Origin of the sequence: Pseudomonas gingeri (genome assembly GCF_013386165.1) — a bacterium.
Classification (GTDB): Bacteria; Pseudomonadota; Gammaproteobacteria; order Pseudomonadales; family Pseudomonadaceae; genus Aquipseudomonas; species Aquipseudomonas gingeri_C.
In genome coordinates, this window is record NZ_JACAOS010000022.1 from 319,622 (window position 1) to 342,270 (window position 22,649).

The window sequence follows — 22,649 nt, forward strand, 5'->3', positions numbered from 1 at the left end:
TCGGTCACCTCAGTAGCTGTCTTGCGGCAGGCTGGCGATGATCGAGCGGTAGCTGTTCATCCGTTGCTGCTGCACGCGGCCGTCTTCCAGGGCCTTGAGCAGGGCACAGCCGGGTTCGCGGTCGTGCTTGCAATCGCGGAAGCGGCAGGTGCCGATCAGGTCGTTGAATTCGATAAAGCCGGCTTCGACATCGGCACGACTCACATGACCCAGACCGAACTCGCGAATACCCGGGGAGTCGATCAGTTCACCGCCGCCGGGGAAGTGGAACAGCCGGGCGGTGGTGGTGGTGTGGGTGCCCTGGCCGGACAGTTCGGAGAGTGGGCCGACGCGGGTGTCCACCTCGGGCAGCAGGCTGTTGACCAGCGAGGACTTGCCGACCCCGGACTGGCCGACGAACACGCTGATGCGCCCGTCCAGTTGTTGCTGGAGCTGTTCCATGCCGTTGCCGTGATGGGCCGACACTTCCAGCAACGGATAACCCAACTGCCGGTAGACCGCCAGCAGCGCATTCAGCGCCGGGGCATTCTGCTCGTCGATCAGGTCGAACTTGTTCAGCAGCAGCAACGGTCGGATGCCGGCGTGTTCGGCGGCCACTAGGTAACGGTCGATCAGGTTGGCGTGGGGCTCAGGCAGCGGGGCGAAGACAATCACGATCATGTCGACGTTGGCCGCCACCGGCTTGAGCTGGCCACGGCTGTCCGGGCGCTTCAGTTCGGTGGTGCGCGGCAGTTGCGCGACGATCACCCCGATGCCCTGGTTGCCGGCGCGCCAGACCACCTGGTCGCCGGTGACCAGCGCCGGCAGGTTGGCCCGCAGGTGACAGCGGAATACCTGGCCCTTGAGCTCACCTTCCAGCGCCTCGACTTCGACCTGCACGCCGAAGTGCGCGATCACCAGGCCTGTCTGCTCGGTGCCCAGGTCGCCGCCTTCCAGTGCCTCAACGGCCTGGGACTCGCGTTTGGCGGCGCGTGCGGCGCGTTCGCCCTGGATCTTTTCGATGCGCCAGTTCTGGCGGCGGTTGAGCTGGCGTTTGGCCATGGGTGTTCCGTGTCGTTGAATCGGCGGGGAGGGTCAAGCGGTCGCGAGTTTAGCACGCCCGGCAAGCGCGGCCTGCGCTAAACTGTGCGGCTACGCCGAGGAGCCCCCCCCATGCAAAACCCACAGAACCTGATCTGGATCGACCTGGAGATGACCGGCCTGAGCCCGGACACCGACGTCATCATCGAAATGGCGACTATCGTCACCGACAGCAATCTCAACACCCTGGCCGAAGGCCCGGTGATCGCGATCCATCACAGCGATGAGATCCTGGCCGGCATGGACGAGTGGAACACCCGTCAGCATGGTGGCTCGGGCCTGACCCAGCGTGTGCGCGACAGCCGTATCGACATGGCCGAAGCCGAAGCGCAAACCATCGCCTTCCTGGAGCAATGGGTGCCGAAAGGCAAGTCGCCGATCTGCGGCAACAGCATCTGCCAGGACCGGCGTTTTCTCGCGCGCCACATGAAGGCCCTGGAAAACTATTTCCACTACCGCAACCTGGATGTCTCCACCCTCAAGGAGTTGGCCGCACGCTGGGCACCGGAAGTGCGTGACAGCTTCCAGAAGGGCAGCACGCACCTGGCGCTGGACGATATTCGCGAGTCGATTGCCGAGTTGCAGCACTACCGCAAGCACTTCATCAAGTTCTGAGTCGCACCGCGGGTTAGCTGCGCCCTTTTGGGGCGCGGCGCAAATCAGTAGACTGCGGGCCTTTACCTGCCCGGATCGCCATCATGTTGCTGATGCTCTACCTCGTCGCCATTACCGCTGAAGCCATGACCGGCGCCCTGTCGGCCGGACGCCGCGGCATGGACTGGTTCGGCGTGGTGCTGATCGCCTGCGTCACCGCCCTGGGTGGCGGATCGGTGCGCGACGTGTTGCTGGGGCATTACCCGCTGACCTGGGTCAAGCACCCGGAGTACCTGGTGCTGACCTCGGTCGCGGCCCTGGTGACGGTGTTCATTGCGCCGTTGATGCGCCACTTGCGCTCACTGTTCCTGGTGCTCGATGCCCTGGGCCTGGTGGCCTTTACCCTGATCGGCTGCATGACCGCCCTGGAAATGGGGCAAGGCATGATGGTGGCTTCGGTCAGTGGGGTGATCACCGGGGTGTTTGGTGGGGTGCTTCGAGATATCTTCTGCAACGATATTCCCCTGGTCTTCCGTCGTGAACTCTACGCCAGCGTCTCGTTCGCCGCTGCCTGGTGTTTTCTCGGCTGTACCTACTGGCAGTTGCCCAATGAACAGGCGATTTTGATCACGCTGTCCGGTGGTTTTCTGCTCCGCTTATTGGCGATTCGCTTTCATTGGGAAATGCCAAAGTTTGTTTATAATGACCAGGCCTAGTGGGCCTATCTATCTATTGTTTGATCCCTTATTGTTGATTCGTTGTGCCGGGGTCTGATCAATAAATTCCGTTTTTCTTTAGAAAAGGACTGCGCGTAGCCTTGTGACTCATCAAGAGTAATAAGGATATTGCGATGCTTGAGTCTTTTCCCCCCGGCAGCCGCCCTGCGCGCGCCCTGGTGCAGGGCGCAAAGCTACTGTTTGACTATGGCGCGAACCATTATGAGGTGTCGGGTAGTGCCTTGAACAAAGACAGCCTGATCTACCTGGATGCGGTTCGGCGCACCTTGAAGAAATACGCTGTTTCTTTACCGGGTCTTTATCTGAAGGATAGGGAGATCTACGCGGCACTGGGTGAAAAGGCCTATGTTTTAGGTCGGATTTATACGCAAGGGACGCATGAGCAACGCATTATTTATCCCTGCTTTCGGGAGACGTTTGTATTTGATTTCATAAAGGAAATACCGACCTTTTCTCTCTGGACGGCGATGAATGACGGATCACGGGATGAGTATGTCGCCCTGAAGTCGCAGTTGATAAAAACGCCCGCCGCCGAAGAGCACCGAATCAATTTTTTGCTGACCCAGGATTTCACGACCCAGGCCCGGTTGGAAGGCGGTAACTTCAGGGAGAAAAAAGAAGAGCTTGGGTTTCTGAATGGACTGCTTTCTCTTTGTCAGGTGGGCGTCGCACAGGCCAGGATAAGGGCGTTGCGGGGGGTGGTCCTGACGCATGCCACGGTCTCCACGACGAAAAACAGCCGACGCAAACGAGCCGCCGAACACTCGTTGAATCTCCTGGTGGGGGATGACGTTGCCGATGTCAGGCTCTATCAGGTCATCGCTGCGCAAAGTGTGACCGACCGAGCGTCCATGCACATGCTTTCTACGTACTACACGCGATGGAAAGGGCGTATCAATACACGGAAAGATTTCATTGATTTCTTGGCAACCATCAATCTCCGCTCAGTTCCCCTTGTTCACTTTGTCGGACTTCACCAATTAACCGCCTTGCGAGAGCGTAACCTGGCACAAACGCTTCTTTCGCTACCTAACGTAAACTCGGCGGAATGGCGGCGGATGCTGTTCAGTGTCCATGAGGAATTTACGACTGCCAGGGGAAGAATCCTGACGGGCGCACTCAGCCCAGGCAATCGTCCTTATTTAAATCTGGACACCACCTATACCTTAAGCAATAGCCGCTTGCTGATAGGTTATGCGTCTTCTGCCGCAGAGGGTGTGCCTTTTGATGGGATTGTCAATGTTATAGGGCATGGCATTGATATAGAGGGTCACGTTCTCGGGCACGCAGAAAAGGTTGCGGATTGGCTGTTCAATAATTTACTCACTGCCTATGCCGGGGACGGATTCAGAAAGTTAAAAGTTGTCAATTTTCAGTCCTGCCATATTTCTCAAGGGCTGGCCACCCACATCACGCTTCTTCTTTTGGAGAAGGCCCGGCCTCATTTTGAAAAAGATAAAGTTCCCAATGTACTTGTTGTCAGCAGTCCCAGCGCATCGCTTGTCTTAACCGCCGAGCCACCCCTCGGGCACCTGTCGAGCCGCTGGCAAGAGCAGTATCTGGTTTTTCCGGGTCATGTGCTCAAGGCGTTCAGACACCTCATCAATACCTACCCCAATATTCAGCTGGCGGTCAGCGAGCATTTTGAATGGCCGGGTCATGATCCCGATTTGAGCAACCCTTCATTCGTGGAGTACTTGAAGAGCACCAACGTGCTCAAGGTGAGTCGGATATCTCCGACAGAGCGTTCCGAGCTGGAAACCGTATCGATCAAGTATTTCAGGGGGGTTGTCACAGAGTATTTTAATGCCCGGCAGCAGGGTGTTGATGAGTACAGCCAGCTCATCCAGGAACATTTTCCCGAGAATGTTGATGCGATTCGCTCATTGGTCAAGGTGGCCTCTATCGCGGAGGCCTCACAGCTATTGCCGGTCGGTGAAATTAAAACCATCAAAAAGGTGGTGGCTTTTCTGGCGAATTTGAAACAGGCCAGGGCGCGACGTGATTTCGTGGGCGGCTATAGCCTGTATACGAGCACGAAGTTGAAAGTTCTGATTGATCCTTATGATCCTGCCGGTCCGTTAAAGATAAGGAGCTTTACGGACGTGATTTTCGGGTTGTGTGGTAGCCCGGTACCGAGCAGCGAGACCAATTACCAGCTTGCTTACAAGAAGCTGTTTCTACTCGATAAGCAGGATTACTTCGAGATGACCAACATCAATCTCGATGCGGCCGCCCGGCAGTTTTTCAAAAACATACCGCATGTAGAGTTCACTCCGCAGGTGTTCCATTCCTTTCAAGAGGCGAGCCCCCAGTCGAACACCATCGTGGTGGACTCCGCTCTGCGGCAGGGTCTTGTGGGCAGTGAGCAGTTCGGCGTGTCGACGCGGGACCTCAGGGCGCTGCTCGAATCAGGCGAGGACAGCAGGATGCTTCCCGCTATCGAGCAGTTGGAAAGCAGCCTGCGGCAAAAGAAGGCGCTGCTGCGGGACTCGACGTCCTTGAGAAACCTGCAAGAGACCCAGGAAAACCTCGGCCGCGCCAAAGCCGCCGTCGAGAAGAAACAACTGTCCCCCGCCGTGCTGAAGACCACTGCGCGGGTGGTCGCCGGCTCCAGTCGGTTACTTGGGGCATTCGGGGTTTTCGTGGACTTCCGCACCCAGCCCTTCCATCTCGACTTTTCTTCCCTCAGATCGGGCCTGTTCAGCACCAGCGATTCCTTGGCGGTGGTCAAGGGCGTCTTTGATTTCACCAGCGATATCGGGCCGGCGCTGGCCTTGCGCCTGGCCTCCAGTGCTTCGCGGGCGCTCTGGCAGCCGAGGCTGGATCATCTGTTTTTCAAGATGAACAAGGTGCTGCTGCCCCTGGATGTGCTGTTCACGGCGGTCAGCCTGTATCGCAATGTCGAAGGTGCGCGGTTGGCGAAGAGCGCCGAGGAACAGGCGCTGTATATCACCATGACGGTAATCGACGGGGTCTCGTTCGGGGTGAACCTGGCGGGATTTATCCTGATTGGCGTGCCGGGGGTGGGGGTGGCGTTGATCCTGGTGGGGATGGCCCTGGCGGTGGTGAATATTCTCTTGAATGCCATCGTCAGCCTGGCCCACCTGGACAACTACCGGTGGGATGAGAAGGTCGGTCTGTTTTTCAGCAACCTGTTCGGAGCTTCGGCGCTGCCGGGTATTTTGACCCAGCAGCAGATGCGTCAGGCGGCGGATCGGCTGTTCGAGGGCAATGCTGATCACACGCAAGGTGTCATCAGTAGCGGCTTGTATGAAGAAGGCATCGATCTGTTGCTGACGCCGATGATCAATGACCGCGACGACAACGACCAGACCAACCCGCTCAAGGACATCGGGATGGTGAGCCAGGACACCAGCGTTCGCCAGCAGCCCAGGGGGTATACGTTGTCGCCGTTGGGGCTGGACGCGAATGACCTGGAATCCTGGGCGGATGCCAAGAGCAAGGACAAGGCCGGGCAGGTCCACAAGGGCTGGTACCTGCGACGCCGGGATTCTCGCCGATGGCAGGAGCGCAAGCTGATGGTGACGATGCCGTCGACGCCGAGCACGGGGCTGGAGGTGCTGGATTTTGGCCCGATCCCGACGATCCTCTTGTTCGGCGCCACGCCCCACCTGCTGCTGGAGGCCAGTCCCTTCGGCTGGGCGGCGGGAGAGTCACCCCAGGAGCAGGCCCTGAACAAATACCAGGTCAGGCTGCATGCCGAGACGCCCTACACCCTGCAATTCAAGAAAAGTGAGATGGCGTCAAAGGACTTTGACTCGAACTTTGACGGCTGGACGCAGCTGATCGTCCCGCAGGAGCCGTTCCAGAAGTTGCCGCAAGTGAGCCTGGACCTGTCCGGCCAGGATCGCGAGACGATGGCGGCACTGGACTTGTCGCAGTCCTCGCTGGAGGTCGCCAAGTTCAAGGGCAAGAGCCGGTTCCGGCTCGACCTGGTGAACGCCGAAGGGCATGGCGCCTGCGCGCTGGAGCAGGTGGTTCGAACCGTTCAACTGCCGGCACATATCCAGTTCAAGAGCGGCCAGACACATCCGGTGATGGCGGTGCTGGGGGAGGGCTCGCGGGTCACCCTGAGAAACGCGTCGGGGCGTTCGTTGCTGTTGTTGAGGCGCGAGGTTCGCCGTTGCGAGATTGAGATACAGGCCCCGGTCAGCGGTTTTGCGCTTTCCGTTTAGCTGCAAGCCTGGCGTTTTAAATAAATTCAAACACTTAAAGGAAATATAAGTGATGAGTGACAGGAAGGTCATAAAGATTACCGGTCATAGTCCGGCGGCGGACTCCCGGTTGGACAAGGTCGAGTTGATTCTGACGGATACCTCGCTCAGGTATCATGATCTCTTCACCTGGCTGGACCCACGGGTGACAACGCTTAACCGGCAGTCATTTAAAATCGAAGATCGTGATCGAGCGAAACTTCAGGTGTCCCTGGAGGGCAATTTTTTTGTCCGCGAAGTCAAACACGATGAAATAGTATTAAAAGAAAATATAGAACGTCATTTAAAAATCGTTCTGCAGAACCAGAGCATTACCCTGAATCCCGATCTCTATTATGGGAATCGTTTATATAACGTTCTGGAAATGGACCTGCCAGAGTTGCTGGTTCCGGGAAACAACCAGCCTGTTCCGTTGGGCAGCGCGACCAGTCGATCCTATGACTCGACGGCGCTGGTATTCAACGCGCAAAGGCTGGCGGAGCTCGACCGGTATCCCGGTGATACCCTCATTAATTACGAAATCAGGCTGACCCGGCATGATGGACAGCCGACGAACCCTACCATTGGGTACCTGAGTTTTGCGGAGATAAAAAATACCCGGTCAAAAGGCTTCGTGCTCCTGGCGGCGGCAACAACTTCAGCCTTTGGTTTGAGTTCCCTGCAGTTTTCCTACCGCATTACGACCCGTGGGGGCGCGCGGGTAGACGCCTTGGAGGATGAAAAAAAGGATTTTTTGCAGGTCAGGGTCAACGCGTCGAGCCGTCAACTCATTGATATGAAATCGATCAATAAAAGCCATGCGCTCGAATCGCTCAATATGAAATTTTTGCTGAATGGCGAAGGCCTGTTCAAGTACTTGAATGTCGATTTCCCCCGGTTCAGGCTCTTTTATGATTCGGGCAGTGAGGTGTCCTATAACAGTGTTCATCACCTTGATCTTTCGACGGCGGTTAAAAAAACAGAGCATGGACTGCTGATTGATATGGCATCGCTCGCGTCGGTTGCCTATCGTGATCAAGAGTCTTTTTTGCGTCTCAAGGGCCTGGCATATTTTGAGCAGGCCCCAGAGGAATGGGTCAATTTTTCCTATGAGATGCTCGGCACGGATTATCAGCCGCTGAGCGAGGAAACCTATGTCGGGCGTTGCCACTTTCGAAAAGTCGTCGAGGCGCTGGCCTCGAGGCGACTGTTCAATCTGGACACGCGGGGCGATCCCTATTTTTTCGAGATGGATATCAAGGACCCTTTAAAAGAAAATACCTCGGTTTGTTATTATCGGATCCATTTGACTTCACCTCTTGCCTTGCCGGAAATGGATCAAGTATTTTTCTCCGGAGTCGATTTTTATTTCAATCGCACGCTGACATTTGCGCAGATTGCCCAAGAGGTGGATCTGCCCTATGACGGATTGGATATCGATCCCGTGGTCCAGGGCTCCAAACTGCCGGCGTTTCTTGAGCAGCATACATTGGCCTATACGGCGATTCCCTTCTCGTTTGAAAGAATGGCAAAGGATGTGCTCATGAGCGCAGCCTTTCCCGACGCGGTGGCGAAGAATGTCTCTGTCCATGGCTATTCGAAAACGGCAAGCAAGCTGTTCAGTACGCGCTGGTTGCACAAAACCGGCATCGAAGTTGTGCCTGCCTGGTGGCGGGGCGTGGAAATACTGGTGCTCTGTATCTGGATGAGAAAAGATGCGCTTTCGGCAACCCCCTCACCTTACTCATACCGTGCAGAAAGGGAGTTTGAGGGCGGAACCTATGACGCCCCGTATTTCCTGAACGTCGAAGGGAAGTTTAATCCTTATACCTATATTCCCTGCCTGAAAGGCAATCACGCATATGAACTGGACCCGCTCTTCAGCAATATCCTGTATGTGGGGCAGGGACGCAGCAACGTTCAAGGTCGAGGTTCACCGAACACGATTTACCTGATGTGGGACTCCCACACCACCTTTGATTTCGCCGCGGAGGAAGATCTTCAGAAAGGGCTGGCGCCTTCTCGTTTGAAACTCATGGGGGTCGAGTTGGAAAACGTTGTGATACAGGTGCCGGGTCCGGAGGACGAGCGCTGGGGCAGTATCGTCCTGGAGTGGGCGCTGCTGGTCGATCCTGAAAAGGAGCTGGCGTCGATCCAGGATTCGGCGGTCCGGGCCAGCCTGGAGGGCAGTAAGGCGTTACTCAAGGAGGGTTCGCTGACGCTGGTCAATTTCCTGAAAGAGCCGTTCGGCGAGTTTCTGGAAATCGAGATAAAGGGGCGTCTGTACACCTTGGAGGTTTCGCAAACCGACGGAAAAGTTTACTGGCGCAGGCAAGTCGACCTCAGTCGTGAAACGCTGGGTGAGCACACCGTGCTTCGTCAGTGGAGCGGCAAGACAGAGTACGTGTCGCGAAACAGCATTCTGGGCAAACCCGATACAGCGCTTTATCCCAGCGAAGACGGCCAGGATATCCTGATTGCCCGTGGCGACGTGGCCTATCTGCATGGCGGCCGACATGAAACCCAGTTGGTCGGCAACCTGCCTGAGAACTTCTTCTATCTCGACCAGGGCGGCACCGACAATGTGATTGCCAATGGTTACAGGAATACCATTGAAGTTTCCGGTGTGCTGGGCGGCGACAAGGTTTTGTTCCTGTCGACAAAAAAAGAGGCACTCAACTTCCTTTCGGCAGCCGCAGTCAGTTTCAGAACCGCGCAAATAAAAGATAACGACCTGTTCTTCTTTCTGGAAACGGAAAACCAGCTATTGACCCTTTGTTTGAAGGGCATCGTGGCATGGCAACGCGCCGCGCAAAACCGGCTCAGCCTGCTGCTTCAGGAGGGCATGTTCAGCGCCGATCAATTAATTGATTTTTTGCGACAGTCGCAGTTGAGTCAGCGAGAGGAGGCCTATCGTTTGCAATCGGCTTTGCCGCAACCGGCTATTCAACAAGGCTTTGTTCAATTGGCCGACAGAGTTGCCGAGGATAAGCACTCGAAGGCGTATCTGAAAGATCAGATCAACCAGTATGACGTGGTCGAAAAGGAATAAGGAGAGTCCCTGATGTCTGCACAAGTCAAGCGGTTCGAGATGAACGAGGATCGTTATAAGGTGGCGTGCCCTTTTTATGGAGAAAAGGACTATGCGTTCACCTTCGAATTTACCGCCATTAACGCTGTCTGGAAGGCCAATGATGCCGATTCCGCCAGCCTGGTGGCCAAGCCGAATATCTGGATGGGCGAAGAAAGGGAAGATCATTATGTGCTTGAGCAACGGCCAGGTGCTGCGGATGAAAGAGCCTTTTCCTATCGGCTGGGTCGCAGTTTTACCCTGGTCTGCTTGAACGATCAGTTGTACCTGATGCTCAGGGTCTGGGAAGAAAATCAACAGGGGCAGGTTTCAGCGGCGAGTCGGCGCAGTAAAAGCGCGTTGAAAGTCGCTGCCCGAATGGTCTCGGGAAAAACCGAGGCGCTGATGTTCTCCCATGAAAAGCCCTGTGTGATCAAGCTGGAAACCAAGGACGGTCTTTCGACCATCAAGGTCTGGAATACCGAGAAGACCGGGGAGGAGCCCTATATCCTGAGTGATTTCGGTGACGGGTTCAGGGATTTTTTCTCGGGATTCAGTGAATTTCAGTTCAATACCATTCCCGTGTCCATCAAGAATGGCCAGCATTCCTTGCGCCTGGAGCGAGTGGCGGCGTGGGTGGGCAATGCCCAGCCAGAGGGAAAAGAGATTTTCAGGGATTACCTGGAAGAAAAAAAACAACGATTGAAGAGCTTTGCATACCGGCAATTGCCGCTGGAGTGCTTGTCCGCCTATTACCCCTTTAAGAAAAACAGATGGGGGCTGCTCGGCAACGATTTGTTTTATTCCGTGGAAAACGCTCATTTCGCTATCGAGACGACTCAGGGACTGTGTTTCGATGCATTCGAAAATAAAGTCTCTGTTTCCTTGACGCCTTCGGCAGATCGCGGTGCCTGCGCCAGTTTCATGTTGAATCTGTGGGTGCAGGAACTGCGCTCATTCGAACTCCAGACCGTCGCCTCGCTGATCGAGCGCTGGAGCTTGTCAGAGTCTGTTTTCTCAAGGCGACAACACGGCTTGCGCCTTAAAAGGATTGTGCGGGACGTAGAGCGTTTTGATCCGTCCGGGTCTTTTGTACCCAGTGCTGACTATAAAGATCAAACCCTCGTGGACGTCATCAAGACCAGCACGCTGGCGAGCCAGCTTCCGCTGTTTATCGGGCAACTGAGCGTGTCGAACTTTGAAGTGGCGGGGCAACTGAAGACCACCATGAGCCAGCTTCAGCTCAAGCTGAACGAAGATAAAAAGGCACTTTACAGCCATCGAGCAGATATCGGTGTGCTCACCTGCAAGGCCTCCGTACCTCAGAACAACGTCGTCTTCACTGTTCAAATACTGAGGCGAATAAAGGTGGATTCAGCGAGTGGGGAGCTGAGCCATGAGGCAAAGATGCTTTTGCGCGACGATCAGGGTAACGACCGTGGGGCGATAGAGCTGAAGGACTTCCCCTGTTTCCTGCTGCTTTCCCTGAGCGATGATCGGAGGGCCTTCAACCTGTTCGCCGCCGGCGCGGACAGTGATCTTTGTGCCGAGTTGGAAGCCTCTTTGACCTATGCGATCGGTCAGGCAGGACCTCAAAAAAATCAAACCATCGATGAAGTCATCCTGACGCTGGGCCTGGGAAAGAAAAGCGCTAACGGTCCGATGATTTCGATCCGGGACTTGAGTCTTTGGCGTAGCGCGTTGTGGCGACGTGAGGGCTTGCTGACGGTCGGGGACAAGGTCGACAAGGACTATAACGTGAAGACATTAGCCCACCTGAGCTTTTCCGGTTCGCTCCAGCCTCTGGTCGAACAATATAAAAAATCACTGAAGGTTTAGGTGGACGTATGCAAAAGTTATCGTTCGACTACAGCCTGAATCAATATGAAATATCAGGCCGGGGGCTGGACAAGGAAAGCCTGGCCTATCTTCAGTCCGTCCTGAAAATCTTGAGGCGCTACGCGGTTGTTTTTCCGGATCTTCATCTGAAAGATACAAAAATAACGGCAATGCTGGCCGGGAGAACCTACACGCTGGGCGATATCTACACCCAGGGAATTGGCGAGCAGAGAGTGATCTACCCCTGTTTTCGGCACCAATGGGGCTTCGATTTTACTCGGGATATCCAGTCCTTGCTGCTTTGGAAGGACATGAGCGAGGCATTGCGGGCGACGTACTCGGAGCTGGAGCCGGGTTTGTTGAGTGCAAGAGAGGATGCCGCGCGTGCGCGGGTCCATTTGGCATTGCTCAAGGACTTCATCGCAATGGCCAAGGTCGAGGGTAATAACGCGGTTCAAAAACAGCATGAGTTGAATTTTCTGAGGGGCTTGATTTCTCTCCATTACCTGGGTATTGCGCAAAAACAAGAGCGGGAGTTTCTGGGGGTCAACCTGCCGGTGACGCCATCCCGGTCAAGTGGTCGTGTAAAACGTGCGGTGGGAGCGTCCCTCAATCTGCTGATTGGTGAAGATGTTGCCGCTCCCCTGCTGTATTGGGCTCTGATGTCCTATCAAGAGCAATATCCGTTGATATTTATCGAGCATTATTTTTCCTACAAAAGTAAAGGCGTGCTGCAAAGTCCCGAGGATTTAATCAAGTTCGCTATTTCGTTCAGGCAGACGGTTCGACAGACCCATGGCGATGCATGGCGGATCAGTGCACTCACGTTCCCCACCATTGTCGATATGCTGGAGCCCAACACGGCCATACCTGCCGATCCAGAGGCTGCACATCGATATATCGCTAATCTGGACAAGGAGTTTGTACGTTTCAGAAAGGATAACCTGGATCGACTGATTGGCAGTGATCAGGAGTTGGGCGTCTATAGCATCAGCAGCTACCACCGGGCGCGATCACACGATATCGATACATTGCTGGGCGGCGGCCGGCCCAAGCCGATTGATGTCCTCTCGATTGACTATATCAGCCCAGGGGGAGTTGGCGTTCCGTTCGACGGCATCATCAATATAGTCGGTCATGCGGATGTCTGGGGTTTGGCGGGCGTCTCCAGCGCTGAGAGAATAGCCGGCTGGATCTATAGTAATTTTACCGCGGCGTTTGGAGAGCGCTCGGCCAGATTCAAGGAAATCAAGTATCTCAATTTTTCGGCGTGTAATTTCCCCAAGGCCATGGCCGAGTATGTCGCGGTTCTTTTTGTCGAGCGCTGCCTGGAGGCCGGGCGCTTTAATGTCGTGGGAGGCGACGGTGTCACCCGGCGCTGGATCCCGAATATCACCGTTATTTGTAGCCCTCACTCTTCTTTGATGGCTGCCGGAAAAGCGGTCCTGGTACCGTTCCGTGTGCTGGAATCGAAGGATCGGATGCCGCCACTTCCCGGGGTGGTGCTGAATATCATGAAGGACATGCCAGCGGACGAGTTTCGTCATTTTATATCGAAGTCGGCTACTTTGGATTTTGCTGATCCCGTGGTCCAGCGCTTCTTGCAGGAAACCCATGTGTTTTCCGTGACCGGCCTGGTCAAACCGGCCTTTGAGAGCGGTGTTGTATCAGAGGCCGAGTTTGACCAGGCTAAACAGGAAAAAACCTCTGACTATGCTGTTTACGAGCACGATCTTGAAGAGGAAAGGAAGAGGAGAAGGGCAGAGACATTGAGCATGAGTGAAATGACTTCGTCGCTGTTTTTGCCTTCGACAGAGGCGCAGCACGTTGCCCGCATGGAACACCTGGCTTATGAGAGGGTTTCCATCAGGCCCGGGGGAACTGGGGCGTTTTTACCGGTCAACACCTTTGAAACCATGCGTCTGTTGCACGGCTATTATGCGGGAATAAAAAACCGCTATCGCTCTCGCAGACCTGACGGGACTATTGATATTGATGCGCAGATCAATAGTCGACAGTTCAAGCAGGCCCTGGAAGATCTGCGAAAAGAAAATAGAATCAAGTTTTTGATTGATCCGGCAGATCACCGCTATCATTACAAGCGGCAGTTGATACTGAAAGGCTTTCGCGAGCACTTGGGTATTGTCGACAGGGAGTTTCAGGATTTCCCATTCTATAGTTCGCATGATACGCAGGTGTATGGTGTGCAGCCTGATAATTACGCGTCGACGTCCTACTATAATCAACAGTTGGCGCAGATTCTGTTTTTCACCACCAAACAGGAGTACAGGGAGATCACCGGGATTGAGGTGGACAGGATTCACCTGTTCCTTGAGAGTGGTGTGCCAGACTCTATTTTCAGGACGGCTCAACAACCCGTTACCGATTGGTATGGGCGCCGGATATTGCTTGGCGCGCCCCTCTATCGCAGTCTCTTGGGCAGTGAACAACTCGGTGTATCGACACGGGACCTCAGGGCGGTACTCGAATCAGGCGAGGACAGCAGAATGCTTCCCGCCATCGAGCAACTGGAAAACAGCCTGCGACAAAAAAAGGCGCTGCTGCGGGACTCGGCGTCCTTGAGAAACCTGCAAGAGACCCAGGAAAACCTGGGTCGCGCCAAAAACGCCATCGAAAAAAAGCAACTGTCCCCCATCGCCCTGAAGACCACTGCACGGGTGGCCGCCGGCTCCAGTCGATTGCTCGGGGCATTCGGGGTTTTCGTGGACTTCCGCACCCAGCCCTTCCATCTCGATTTTTCCTCGGTCAGATCGGGCCTGCTCACCACCAGCGATTCCCTGGCAGTGGTCAAGGGGGTCTTTGATTTCACCAGCGATATCGGGCCGGCGCTGGCCTTGCGCCTGGCCTCCAGTGCTTCGCGGGCGCTCTGGCAACCGAGGCTGGATCATCTGTTCTTCAAGATGAACAAGGTGCTGCTGCCCCTGGATGTGCTGTTCACGGCGGTCAGCCTGTATCGCAACGTCGAAGGTGCGCGGTTGGCGACGAGCGCCGAAGAGCAGGCTCTGTATATCACCATGACGGTGATCGACGGGGTCTCGTTCGGGGTGAACCTGGCGGGATTTATCCTGATCGGCGTACCGGGGGTGGGCGTTGCGTTGATCCTGGTGGGCATGGCGTTGGCCGTCGTGAATATTCTCCTGAATGCGATCGTCAGTCTTGCGCAACTGGATAACTATCGCTGGGACGAGAAAGTCGGTCTGTTTTTCAGCAACCTGTTCGGTGCTTCGGCATTGCAAGGCATCCTGACCCAACAGCAGATGCGCCAGGCGGCGGATCGACTGTTCGACGGTTATCGCGACCCTGGGCAAGGCCAGGTCACCACGGGCGTACAGGAGGATGGCGTCGATCTGTTCCTGACGCCGATGATCAATGACTCGGACGACCGCGACCAGACCAACCCGCTCAAGGGCATCGGTGCACTCAGCCAGGGTTCCCAACCCATGGGGTATACGTTGTCGCCAAGGGGGTTGAGCCCGGACGATTTGCGCTCCTGGGCGGACGCCAAGGGCAGGGGAACGGCTGAGCACGTCCACAAAGGCTGGTACCTGCGACGTCGGGAGGCTCGTCGAGGGCGCGAGCGCAAGCTGATGGTGACGATGCCTGCCACGCCGAACACACGCCTGGAGGTGCTGGATTTTGGTCCGGTCCCGACGATCCTGCTGTTCGGTGCCACCCCTCATCTGCTGTTGGAGGCCAATCCCTTTGGCTGGGCGGTGGGAGAGTCGCCCCAGGAGCAGGCCCGGAATAAATACCAGGTCAGGTTGCACCCCGGGACGCCCTATACGCTGCAATTCAAGAAGAGCGTGATGACGTCAAAGGACTTTGACTCGAACTTTGGCAGCCGCACGGAACTGGTCGTTCCACCCGGGGCGCTGCCGCAAGTGAGCCTGGACCTGTCCGGCCAGGATGCCCGTGAGGCGCTGAGGGAGCTGGACTTGTCCGGTTCTTCCCTGGAGGTCACCAAGTTCAAGGGCAAGAGCACCTTTCGGCTTGATCTGGTTAACGCCGATGGCCACGGCGCCTGCGCGTTGGAGCAGGTGGTGCGAACCGTTCAGTTGCCCGCCGATATCCGCTTCAAGAGCGGCGAGAACTACCCGGTGATGGCGGTGGTGGGTGACCGGTCGCAGATCACATTGAGAAACTCGACGGGATGTTCCCTGTTGTTGCTCAGGAGAGAAGTCAGTCGTTGCGATATCGAACTTCAGGCTTCTGTCAGCGGTTTTGCGGTGTCTATCTGAGCCTTGGGGTCAGGGTGTTGAGTTCGTCGGCAGCGCACGGCCCGCATGTTGGCGCAGCGCCCAGTGCACATGTTCCTGCACCAGGTCCGAGGGATAATCCCGGCGGCTGTTGAGGGCTTCGAGCACCACGATGGTCGAGGGTGCATTGCCCAGGCCCACTGCCAGGTTGCGCAGCCAGCGCTCATAACCGGCCCGGCGCAGCGGCGAGCCCTCGGTGTTCTTGAGAAAGGTCTCTTCGTCCCACAGAAACAGCTCGGCCAGCCCGGCATTGTCCAGGCTGTGCCGGGGTTTGAAGTCGCCTTCATCGGACGGTCGGGCAAAGCGGTTCCACGGGCAGACCATCTGGCAATCGTCGCAGCCGAACACCCGGTTGCCGATCAGCGGGCGCAGATCCTCGGGGATCGCGGTTTTCAGCTCGATGGTCAGGTACGAGATGCAGCGTCGCGCATCCAGCACATAGGGCCCGACAAAGGCCGCTGTCGGGCAGATATCCATGCACGCCGTGCAGCGACCGCAATGCTCCGTGGCATGGGGCGCATCCACCGGCAGCGGCAGGTCGACGAACAACTCGCCGAGAAAGAAATAGCTACCGGCCTTGCGATTGAGCACCAGGGTGTTCTTGCCGATCCAGCCGAGCCCGGCCTGTTCGGCAATGGCCTTTTCCAGCACCGGGGCGCTGTCGACAAAGGCGCGATAGCCAAAGGGCCCGATGACCTGCTGGATACGTTCGGCGAGCTGTTGCAGGCGTTTGCGGATCAGCTTGTGATAGTCACGACCCAGGGCGTAGCGCGAGACATAGGCCTTTTCCGGTTGGCCCAGGCGCTGGGCCATCTGCGTATCGCCCGGCAGGTAGTCCATGCGCAACGAGACCACCCGCAACGTACCGGGCACCAGTTCGTCGGGGTGCGAGCGTTTGCTGCCGTGGGCACCCATGTACTCCATGTCACCGTGGTAGCCGGCATCGAGCCAGCGTTGCAGGTGCTGCTCATGCTCGCCCAGCTCAAGACCGGCGATACCGACTTGCTGGAAGCCCAGTTCACGACCCCATTCCTTGATGGATTGGGCGAGGGCGGGGAGGTCGACGCTAATTACAGGCATGAGACAGGAGAAACCTAGGCTTTGGTGCGTATAATTCTGCCAGACATCAGAGCTCGACGACGTATGCCGCAGACCAAAGCGCCTTTTTCCGATATTCAGTCATTGACCCTCGCCACCCTGCCGAGCCTTCCCGCACGAGCGTTGGACGCCCACAAAGGGCAGTTCGGCCATGTGCTGTTGGTCGGCGGTGACCGGGGTTTTGGCGGTGCCATCCTGCTCGCGGCCGAAGCGGCCTTGCGCAATGGCGCGGGGTTGGTGTCCCTGGCGACGCGTCCCGAGCATGTGACCGCCGCGCTGGCTCGGCTGCCGGAGCTTATGGCGCTGGGGATCGAATCGGCCAATCAACTGATGACCGTGTTGGCCCAAGCCAGCGTGCTGGTGGTCGGCCCGGGACTCGGCCAATCCGCCTGGAGCCGCAGCCTGTTGTCGCTGGCAGCGAATGCCGGCTTGGCGCAAGTCTGGGATGCTGACGCCTTGAATCTGCTGGCTGCTGGCGGCTTTGCGTTACCGACGGACAGCGTCATCACCCCGCATCCGGGGGAGGCGGCGCGGCTGTTGGGTATTTCGACGGCGGCCGTACAGGCTGATCGTCCCGCTGCCGCTCGCCGCTTGGCCCAGCAGTACCAGGCGGTCTGCGTGCTGAAGGGCGCGGGTAGCCTGATCGCCGCGCCGGACGGGCGCCTGTCGATCTGCGAGCGCGGCCATCCGGCCATGGCCACCGCTGGCCTGGGCGATGTCCTCTCCGGTTTGCTCGGTGCCCTGCGTGCCCAGGGTCTGCCGGCTTACGAAGCCACCTGCCTGGCGGTGTGGCTGCACGCCAGCGCCGGTGAGCAGTTGGGTAAAAACGGCCGTGGACTGGCGGCCAGCGATCTGATTCCCGTCATTCGACAGTTGCTGGAGGAGCAATCACCGTGTCTGAACTAACCCTTCAACTGCCTGATGAAGAAGCCATGGTCGCGTTCGGCCGGACCCTTGCCGAGGTCACCGGTGGTGTCGGCGTGATTTTCCTCGAAGGCGATCTCGGCGCCGGCAAGACCACCTTGTCCCGGGGCATCATTCGCGGCCTGGGCCATGTCGGCGCAGTGAAAAGCCCGACGTTTACCCTGGTTGAACCGTACGAAATCGGTGATATCCGTGCCTTCCATTTCGACTTGTATCGCCTGGTCGACCCGGAAGAGCTGGAATACATGGGCATTCGCGACTACTTCGACGGCGCGGCGCTGTGCCTGGTGGAGTGGCCGCAGCAGGGCCAGGGCTTTTTGCCAAAGCCTGACCTGACCATTACCATTAGCCCGCATAATGGCGGCCGTTCGCTGTATCTGTTGTCCCAGGGCGCTCGAGGCGACTCCTGGTGTGCCGATCTGGCATTGGAAATTAAATAAATGATGGGGTTTGGTATGCGCATTCGCGCGTTGGTTGTTGTCGTGGGATTGTTGCTGGCGGCACTGGCCGTTGACGCCGTAGCGGCGACACAGGTCAAGAGTGTTCGCTTGTGGCGGGCCCCGGACAACACGCGCCTGGTCTTCGACCTGTCCGGCCCGGTGCAGCACAGTGTGTTTACCCTGACTTCCCCGGATCGGCTGGTGATCGATATCAACGGCGCGACCCTGGGCGGCCCGCTGAACGTGCCGACTGCCAACACCCCGATCACCAGCGTGCGGGCCGCCCAGCGCACGCCGACCGACCTGCGGGTGGTGGTCGACCTGAAAAAGGCCGTCACCCCGAAAAGCTTCGTCCTGGCGCCGAACGCGCAGTATGGCAACCGCCTGGTGGTCGATCTGTTCGACAATGCCGCCGATGCCGCGCCGCCCGTCGCGCCGACACCTGCCGTGGCGACGGTACCGGCGATCCCGGTGACGCCGACGGAGCCGGCCATCAAGCTGCCGCCGGCCCCGGCGGGCAAGCGTGACATCATCGTGGTGATCGATGCCGGCCACGGTGGCGAAGACCCGGGTGCCTCCGGCTCCCGTGGTCAGCACGAGAAAGACGTGGTGCTGGCCATCGCCCGCGAACTGCAACGCCAGGTCAACGGCCAGAAGGGCTATCGCGCCGAACTGACCCGTACCGGCGACTACTTCATCCCGCTGCGCGGCCGTACCGAGATCGCCCGCAAGAAGGGCGCCGACCTGTTCGTCTCGATTCACGCCGACGCCGCTCCTTCGGCCGCAGCCTTCGGTGCCTCGGTGTTCGCCCTGTCCGATCGTGGCGCCACGTCCGAGACCGCCCGCTGGCTGGCGGACAGTGAAAACCGCTCCGACCTGATCGGGGGGGCTGGCAACGTCAGCCTCGACGACAAGGACAAGATGCTCGCCGGCGTATTGCTCGACCTGTCGATGACCGCTTCGTTGACCTCCAGCCTGAACGTCGGCCAGAAGGTCCTGAGCAACATCGGCCGGGTCACGCCGTTGCACAAGCAGCGCGTCGAGCAGGCCGGGTTCATGGTCCTGAAGTCGCCGGATATTCCGTCGATCCTGGTGGAGACCGGGTTTATCTCCAACTCCAACGAGGCGTCCAAGCTGGCCTCCTCGAACCACCAGCAGGCACTGGCGCGTTCCATCAGCGCCGGTATCCGCCAGTTCTTCCAGCAGAACCCACCGCCGGGCACCTATATCGCCTGGCTGCGGGACTCCGGCAAGATCGCCGAGGGCCCGCGTGACCATCGCGTGGCGCCGGGCGAGACCCTGGCCATGCTGGCCGTGCGTTACCAGGTTTCGGCGGCGACCTTGCGCAGCGCCAACAACCTGACCAGCGATGAGCTGAAGGTGGGGCAGAACCTGACCATTCCCGGTGCTGAACTGGCGGCCAAACAATGAGCGAAACCCTGAACAGCAGCGCCCGTATCGAGCTGCTCAGCCCACGCCTGGCGAACCAGATTGCCGCCGGTGAGGTGGTTGAGCGCCCGGCCTCGGTGATCAAGGAACTGTTGGAAAACAGCCTGGACTCCGGCGCCAAGCGCATCGATGTGGATGTCGAACAGGCTGGCGTCAAGCTGCTACGGGTGCGCGACGATGGCAGCGGTATCTCTGCCGACGACCTGCCGTTGGCCCTGGCGCGTCACGCCACCAGCAAAATTCGCGATCTGGAAGACCTGGAACGGGTGATGAGCCTCGGTTTCCGTGGTGAGGCCCTGGCCTCCATCAGCTCCGTCGCCCGCCTGACCCTGACCTCCCGCACCCGCGACGCCGACCAGGCCTGGCAGGTGGAAACCGAAGGCCGCGACATGGATGCCCGGGTGCAGCCGGCGGCCCATCCGGTGGGAACGTCGGTGGAAGTGCGCGACCTGTTTTTCAATACCCCGGCCCGGCGCAAGTTCCTCAAGGCCGAGAAAACCGAATTCGATCACCTGCAGGAAGTGATCAAGCGCCTGGCCCTGGCGCGCTTCGATGTGGCCTTTCACCTGCGCCATAACGGCAAGAGCATTCTCAGCCTGCACGAGGCCCATGACGATGCGGCCCGTGCCCGGCGGGTGGCGGCGGTCTGCGGCGCGGGCTTCCTTGAACAGGCCTTGCCCATCGAAGTGGAGCGCAATGGCTTGCACCTGTGGGGCTGGGTGGGCTTGCCGACCTTCTCCCGCAGCCAGGCGGACTTGCAGTATTTCTATGTGAACGGCCGCGCGGTGCGCGACAAGCTGGTGGCCCATGCGGTGCGCCAGGCCTATCGCGATGTGCTGTTCAATGGCCGACATCCGACCTTCGTGCTGTTTTTCGAGGTTGATCCGTCGGTCGTGGACGTCAACGTGCACCCGACCAAGCACGAAGTGCGTTTCCGCGACGGGCGCATGGTCCACGATTTCCTCTACGGCACCCTGCATCGCGCCTTGGGCGATGTGCGTCCGGAAGATCATCTGGCCGCGCCCGCCGCAGTGTCCGGCATGGTCCGACCGACAGGGATCGAGGCCGGTGAGTTCGGTCCCCAGGGCGAAATGCGCCTGGCGGCCAATCTGCTGGAACAGCCCCAGGCTCAGCCTTCGTCGGCGTTTGCGCCGACGGCCGGATCGGGGTCCGGTGCCGGTTATCAATATCAGTACCGCCCGCAATCGACCCAGATGCCGCCTGCCGCCGAGGCCCAGGGCGTCTATCGCGAGTTTTTTGCGCCATTGCCGGATGCCGTGGCGTCGCCGACCCTGCCCGACAGCCAGGGCGATGTGCCGCCGCTGGGTTATGCGCTGGCGCAGCTCAAGGGCATCTATATCCTCAGCGAAAACGCCCAGGGCCTGGTGCTGGTGGATATGCACGCGGCCCATGAGCGGATCATGTATGAGCGCCTGAAGATCGCCATGGCCAGTGAAGGCCTGAGCGGCCAGCCATTGCTGGTGCCGGAATCCCTGGCGGTCAGCCAGCGCGAAGCCGATTGTGCCGAAGAGCACGTCAGTTGGTTCCAGCGCCTGGGCTTTGAATTGCAGCGCCTGGGCCCGGAAACCCTGGCGATCCGGCAGATTCCGGCCCTGCTCAAGCAGGCCGAGGCCAATCGCCTGGTCCAGGATGTACTGGCCGACCTGATGGAATACGGCACCAGCGACCGGATCCAGGCGCACCTGAACGAATTGCTCGGCACCATGGCCTGCCACGGCGCGATCCGCGCCAATCGGCGCCTGGCCCTGGCGGAAATGAACGGCTTGCTGCGGGATATGGAAAATACCGAGCGCAGCGGCCAGTGCAACCACGGTCGGCCGACCTGGACCCAGCTCGGGCTGGATGATCTGGACAAACTGTTCCTGCGTGGTCGCTGATGACGGCTTCCAAGGCATTACCACCGGCCATCTTCCTGATGGGCCCCACGGCGGCGGGCAAGACCGACCTGGCCATTGAACTGACCAAGGTGCTGCCGTGCGAGCTGATCAGTGTCGACTCGGCCCTGGTTTACCGGGACATGGACATCGGCACGGCCAAGCCCTCGAAAGCCCAGCTGACGGAGTTTCCGCACCGGTTGATCGATATTCTCGACCCGGCGCAAAGTTATTCCGCGGCCGAATTCCGCAGCGATGCCCTGGCGGCGATGGCCGAGATCAGCGCGCGCGGCAAGATTCCGCTGCTGGTGGGCGGCACCATGCTTTATTACAAGGCGTTGCTGGAGGGCCTGGCGGAGATGCCGGCGGCCGATCCGCAGATCCGTGCCGAAATCGAAGAAGAGGCCGCACGCCTGGGCTGGCAGGTCCTGCACGACCAGTTGGCGGTCATCGACCCGGTTTCGGCGGCACGCATCCACCCCAATGATCCCCAGCGTCTGAGTCGGGCCCTGGAAGTCTATCGGGTCAGCGGATCGAGCATGACCGCCCACCGCCAGCGACAATCTGCGCAAAGTACTGACGCAGCCGCTTCGGGACGGCCTCAATTGCCCTATACTGTTGCCAACCTGGCCATCGCCCCGGCGAATCGCCAGGTTCTGCACGACCGAATTGCACAAAGATTCACACAAATGCTGGAACAGGGGTTCGTAGACGAGGTCGTAGCTTTGCGTAGGAGAAGTGACCTGCATGTCGGGTTGCCGTCCATACGTGCTGTGGGCTACCGACAAGTCTGGGAGCACCTCGAGGGCAAGCTGACGTCAGCCGAAATGCAGGAGCGCGGCATCATTGCCACGCGCCAGTTGGCGAAGCGCCAGTTCACCTGGTTGCGCAGCTGGACGGATCTGCACTGGCTGGACAGCCTGGATTGCGACAATCTGCCACGCGCCTTGAAATACCTTGGGACGATCTCCATATTGGGCTGAGTCCTTGCAATTGCCGTCTATCCTTGGGGGAAAGGCGGTACAAGCC

General features: G+C 58.3%; 13 protein-coding genes. 11 read left to right on the forward strand and 2 right to left on the reverse strand.

Going from position 1 to position 22,649, the window contains the following annotated elements; genetic code table 11:
• Positions 1-9: 9 nt before the first annotated feature.
• Positions 10-1,041 (reverse strand): small ribosomal subunit biogenesis GTPase RsgA, encoded by a 1,032-nt coding sequence (gene rsgA, locus HX866_RS29070; RefSeq protein WP_177090533.1) that lies wholly within the window; start codon positions 1,039-1,041, stop codon positions 10-12.
• A gap of 111 nt (positions 1,042-1,152) precedes the next feature.
• Between rsgA and orn the strand changes: the two genes are divergently transcribed.
• The 6 genes from orn (at position 1,153) to HX866_RS29100 (ending at position 15,796) form a co-directional block, all read left to right on the forward strand.
• Positions 1,153-1,695, forward strand: coding sequence for an oligoribonuclease (gene orn / locus HX866_RS29075; RefSeq protein ID WP_177090531.1), 543 nt, complete (start codon positions 1,153-1,155; stop codon positions 1,693-1,695).
• 80 nt (positions 1,696-1,775) lie between these two features.
• On the forward strand, positions 1,776-2,390 hold the full coding sequence (locus HX866_RS29080) for a trimeric intracellular cation channel family protein (protein ID WP_177091306.1): 615 nt from the start codon (positions 1,776-1,778) through the stop codon (positions 2,388-2,390).
• A gap of 134 nt (positions 2,391-2,524) precedes the next feature.
• Positions 2,525-6,610, forward strand: a complete 4,086-nt coding sequence (locus tag HX866_RS29085) for a hypothetical protein (RefSeq protein ID WP_256345030.1) — start codon at positions 2,525-2,527, stop codon at positions 6,608-6,610.
• 52 nt (positions 6,611-6,662) lie between these two features.
• The gene (locus HX866_RS29090; protein ID WP_177140939.1) at positions 6,663-9,680 is read left to right on the forward strand and encodes a hypothetical protein; all 3,018 of its coding nucleotides are present in this window, start codon (positions 6,663-6,665) and stop codon (positions 9,678-9,680) included.
• A gap of 12 nt (positions 9,681-9,692) precedes the next feature.
• Positions 9,693-11,537, forward strand: coding sequence for a hypothetical protein (locus HX866_RS29095; protein ID WP_177140940.1), 1,845 nt, complete (start codon positions 9,693-9,695; stop codon positions 11,535-11,537).
• Between the two features lie 8 nt (positions 11,538-11,545).
• Complete coding sequence (locus tag HX866_RS29100; RefSeq protein WP_177140941.1) at positions 11,546-15,796, forward strand: hypothetical protein; 4,251 nt, start codon at positions 11,546-11,548, stop codon at positions 15,794-15,796.
• A 9-nt stretch (positions 15,797-15,805) separates the two neighbouring features.
• Here HX866_RS29100 and queG read toward each other — a convergent pair whose 3' ends face one another.
• The gene (queG, locus tag HX866_RS29105) at positions 15,806-16,894 is read right to left on the reverse strand and encodes a tRNA epoxyqueuosine(34) reductase QueG (protein WP_177090523.1); all 1,089 of its coding nucleotides are present in this window, start codon (positions 16,892-16,894) and stop codon (positions 15,806-15,808) included.
• A gap of 63 nt (positions 16,895-16,957) precedes the next feature.
• On the opposite strand from queG, the gene HX866_RS29110 reads away from it, so the two are divergent.
• From HX866_RS29110 to miaA, 5 genes are read left to right on the forward strand one after another with little or no spacing between them, the layout of a single operon-like run.
• Complete coding sequence (locus HX866_RS29110) at positions 16,958-17,818, forward strand: NAD(P)H-hydrate dehydratase (protein WP_177140942.1); 861 nt, start codon at positions 16,958-16,960, stop codon at positions 17,816-17,818.
• Positions 17,806-18,276, forward strand: coding sequence for a tRNA (adenosine(37)-N6)-threonylcarbamoyltransferase complex ATPase subunit type 1 TsaE (tsaE, locus tag HX866_RS29115; RefSeq protein WP_177125525.1), 471 nt, complete (start codon positions 17,806-17,808; stop codon positions 18,274-18,276). The genes HX866_RS29110 and tsaE overlap by 13 nt, the downstream gene beginning before the upstream one ends.
• Positions 18,277-18,279: 3 nt before the next feature.
• A complete protein-coding gene (locus tag HX866_RS29120) occupies positions 18,280-19,707 on the forward strand; it encodes an N-acetylmuramoyl-L-alanine amidase (RefSeq protein WP_218177470.1) in 1,428 nt (475 codons plus the stop codon).
• Entirely contained in the window at positions 19,704-21,623 is a 1,920-nt protein-coding gene (mutL, locus tag HX866_RS29125) for a DNA mismatch repair endonuclease MutL (protein WP_371319294.1), read from the forward strand. The genes HX866_RS29120 and mutL overlap by 4 nt, the downstream gene beginning before the upstream one ends.
• Positions 21,623-22,603: a tRNA (adenosine(37)-N6)-dimethylallyltransferase MiaA gene (miaA, locus tag HX866_RS29130; protein ID WP_177140943.1), complete on the forward strand. Its 981-nt coding sequence runs from the start codon at positions 21,623-21,625 to the stop codon at positions 22,601-22,603. The genes mutL and miaA overlap by 1 nt, the downstream gene beginning before the upstream one ends.
• Positions 22,604-22,649: the final 46 nt, after the last annotated feature.

Excerpts from the sequence above, each read along its gene's own strand:
- HX866_RS29110 (WP_177140942.1), top strand. The coding sequence starts at position 16,958 with ATGCCGCAGACCAAAGCGCCTTTTTCCGATATTCAGTCATTGACCCTC.
- orn (WP_177090531.1), top strand. The coding sequence starts at position 1,153 with ATGCAAAACCCACAGAACCTGATCTGGATCGACCTGGAGATGACCGGC.
- HX866_RS29090 (WP_177140939.1), top strand. The coding sequence starts at position 6,663 with ATGAGTGACAGGAAGGTCATAAAGATTACCGGTCATAGTCCGGCGGCG.
- miaA (WP_177140943.1), top strand. The coding sequence starts at position 21,623 with ATGACGGCTTCCAAGGCATTACCACCGGCCATCTTCCTGATGGGCCCC.
- HX866_RS29100 (WP_177140941.1), top strand. The coding sequence starts at position 11,546 with ATGCAAAAGTTATCGTTCGACTACAGCCTGAATCAATATGAAATATCA.
- HX866_RS29095 (WP_177140940.1), top strand. The coding sequence starts at position 9,693 with ATGTCTGCACAAGTCAAGCGGTTCGAGATGAACGAGGATCGTTATAAG.
- mutL (WP_371319294.1), top strand. The coding sequence starts at position 19,704 with ATGAGCGAAACCCTGAACAGCAGCGCCCGTATCGAGCTGCTCAGCCCA.
- HX866_RS29085 (WP_256345030.1), top strand. The coding sequence starts at position 2,525 with ATGCTTGAGTCTTTTCCCCCCGGCAGCCGCCCTGCGCGCGCCCTGGTG.
- rsgA (WP_177090533.1), bottom strand. The coding sequence starts at position 1,041 with ATGGCCAAACGCCAGCTCAACCGCCGCCAGAACTGGCGCATCGAAAAG.
- queG (WP_177090523.1), bottom strand. The coding sequence starts at position 16,894 with ATGCCTGTAATTAGCGTCGACCTCCCCGCCCTCGCCCAATCCATCAAG.
- HX866_RS29120 (WP_218177470.1), top strand. The coding sequence starts at position 18,280 with ATGGGGTTTGGTATGCGCATTCGCGCGTTGGTTGTTGTCGTGGGATTG.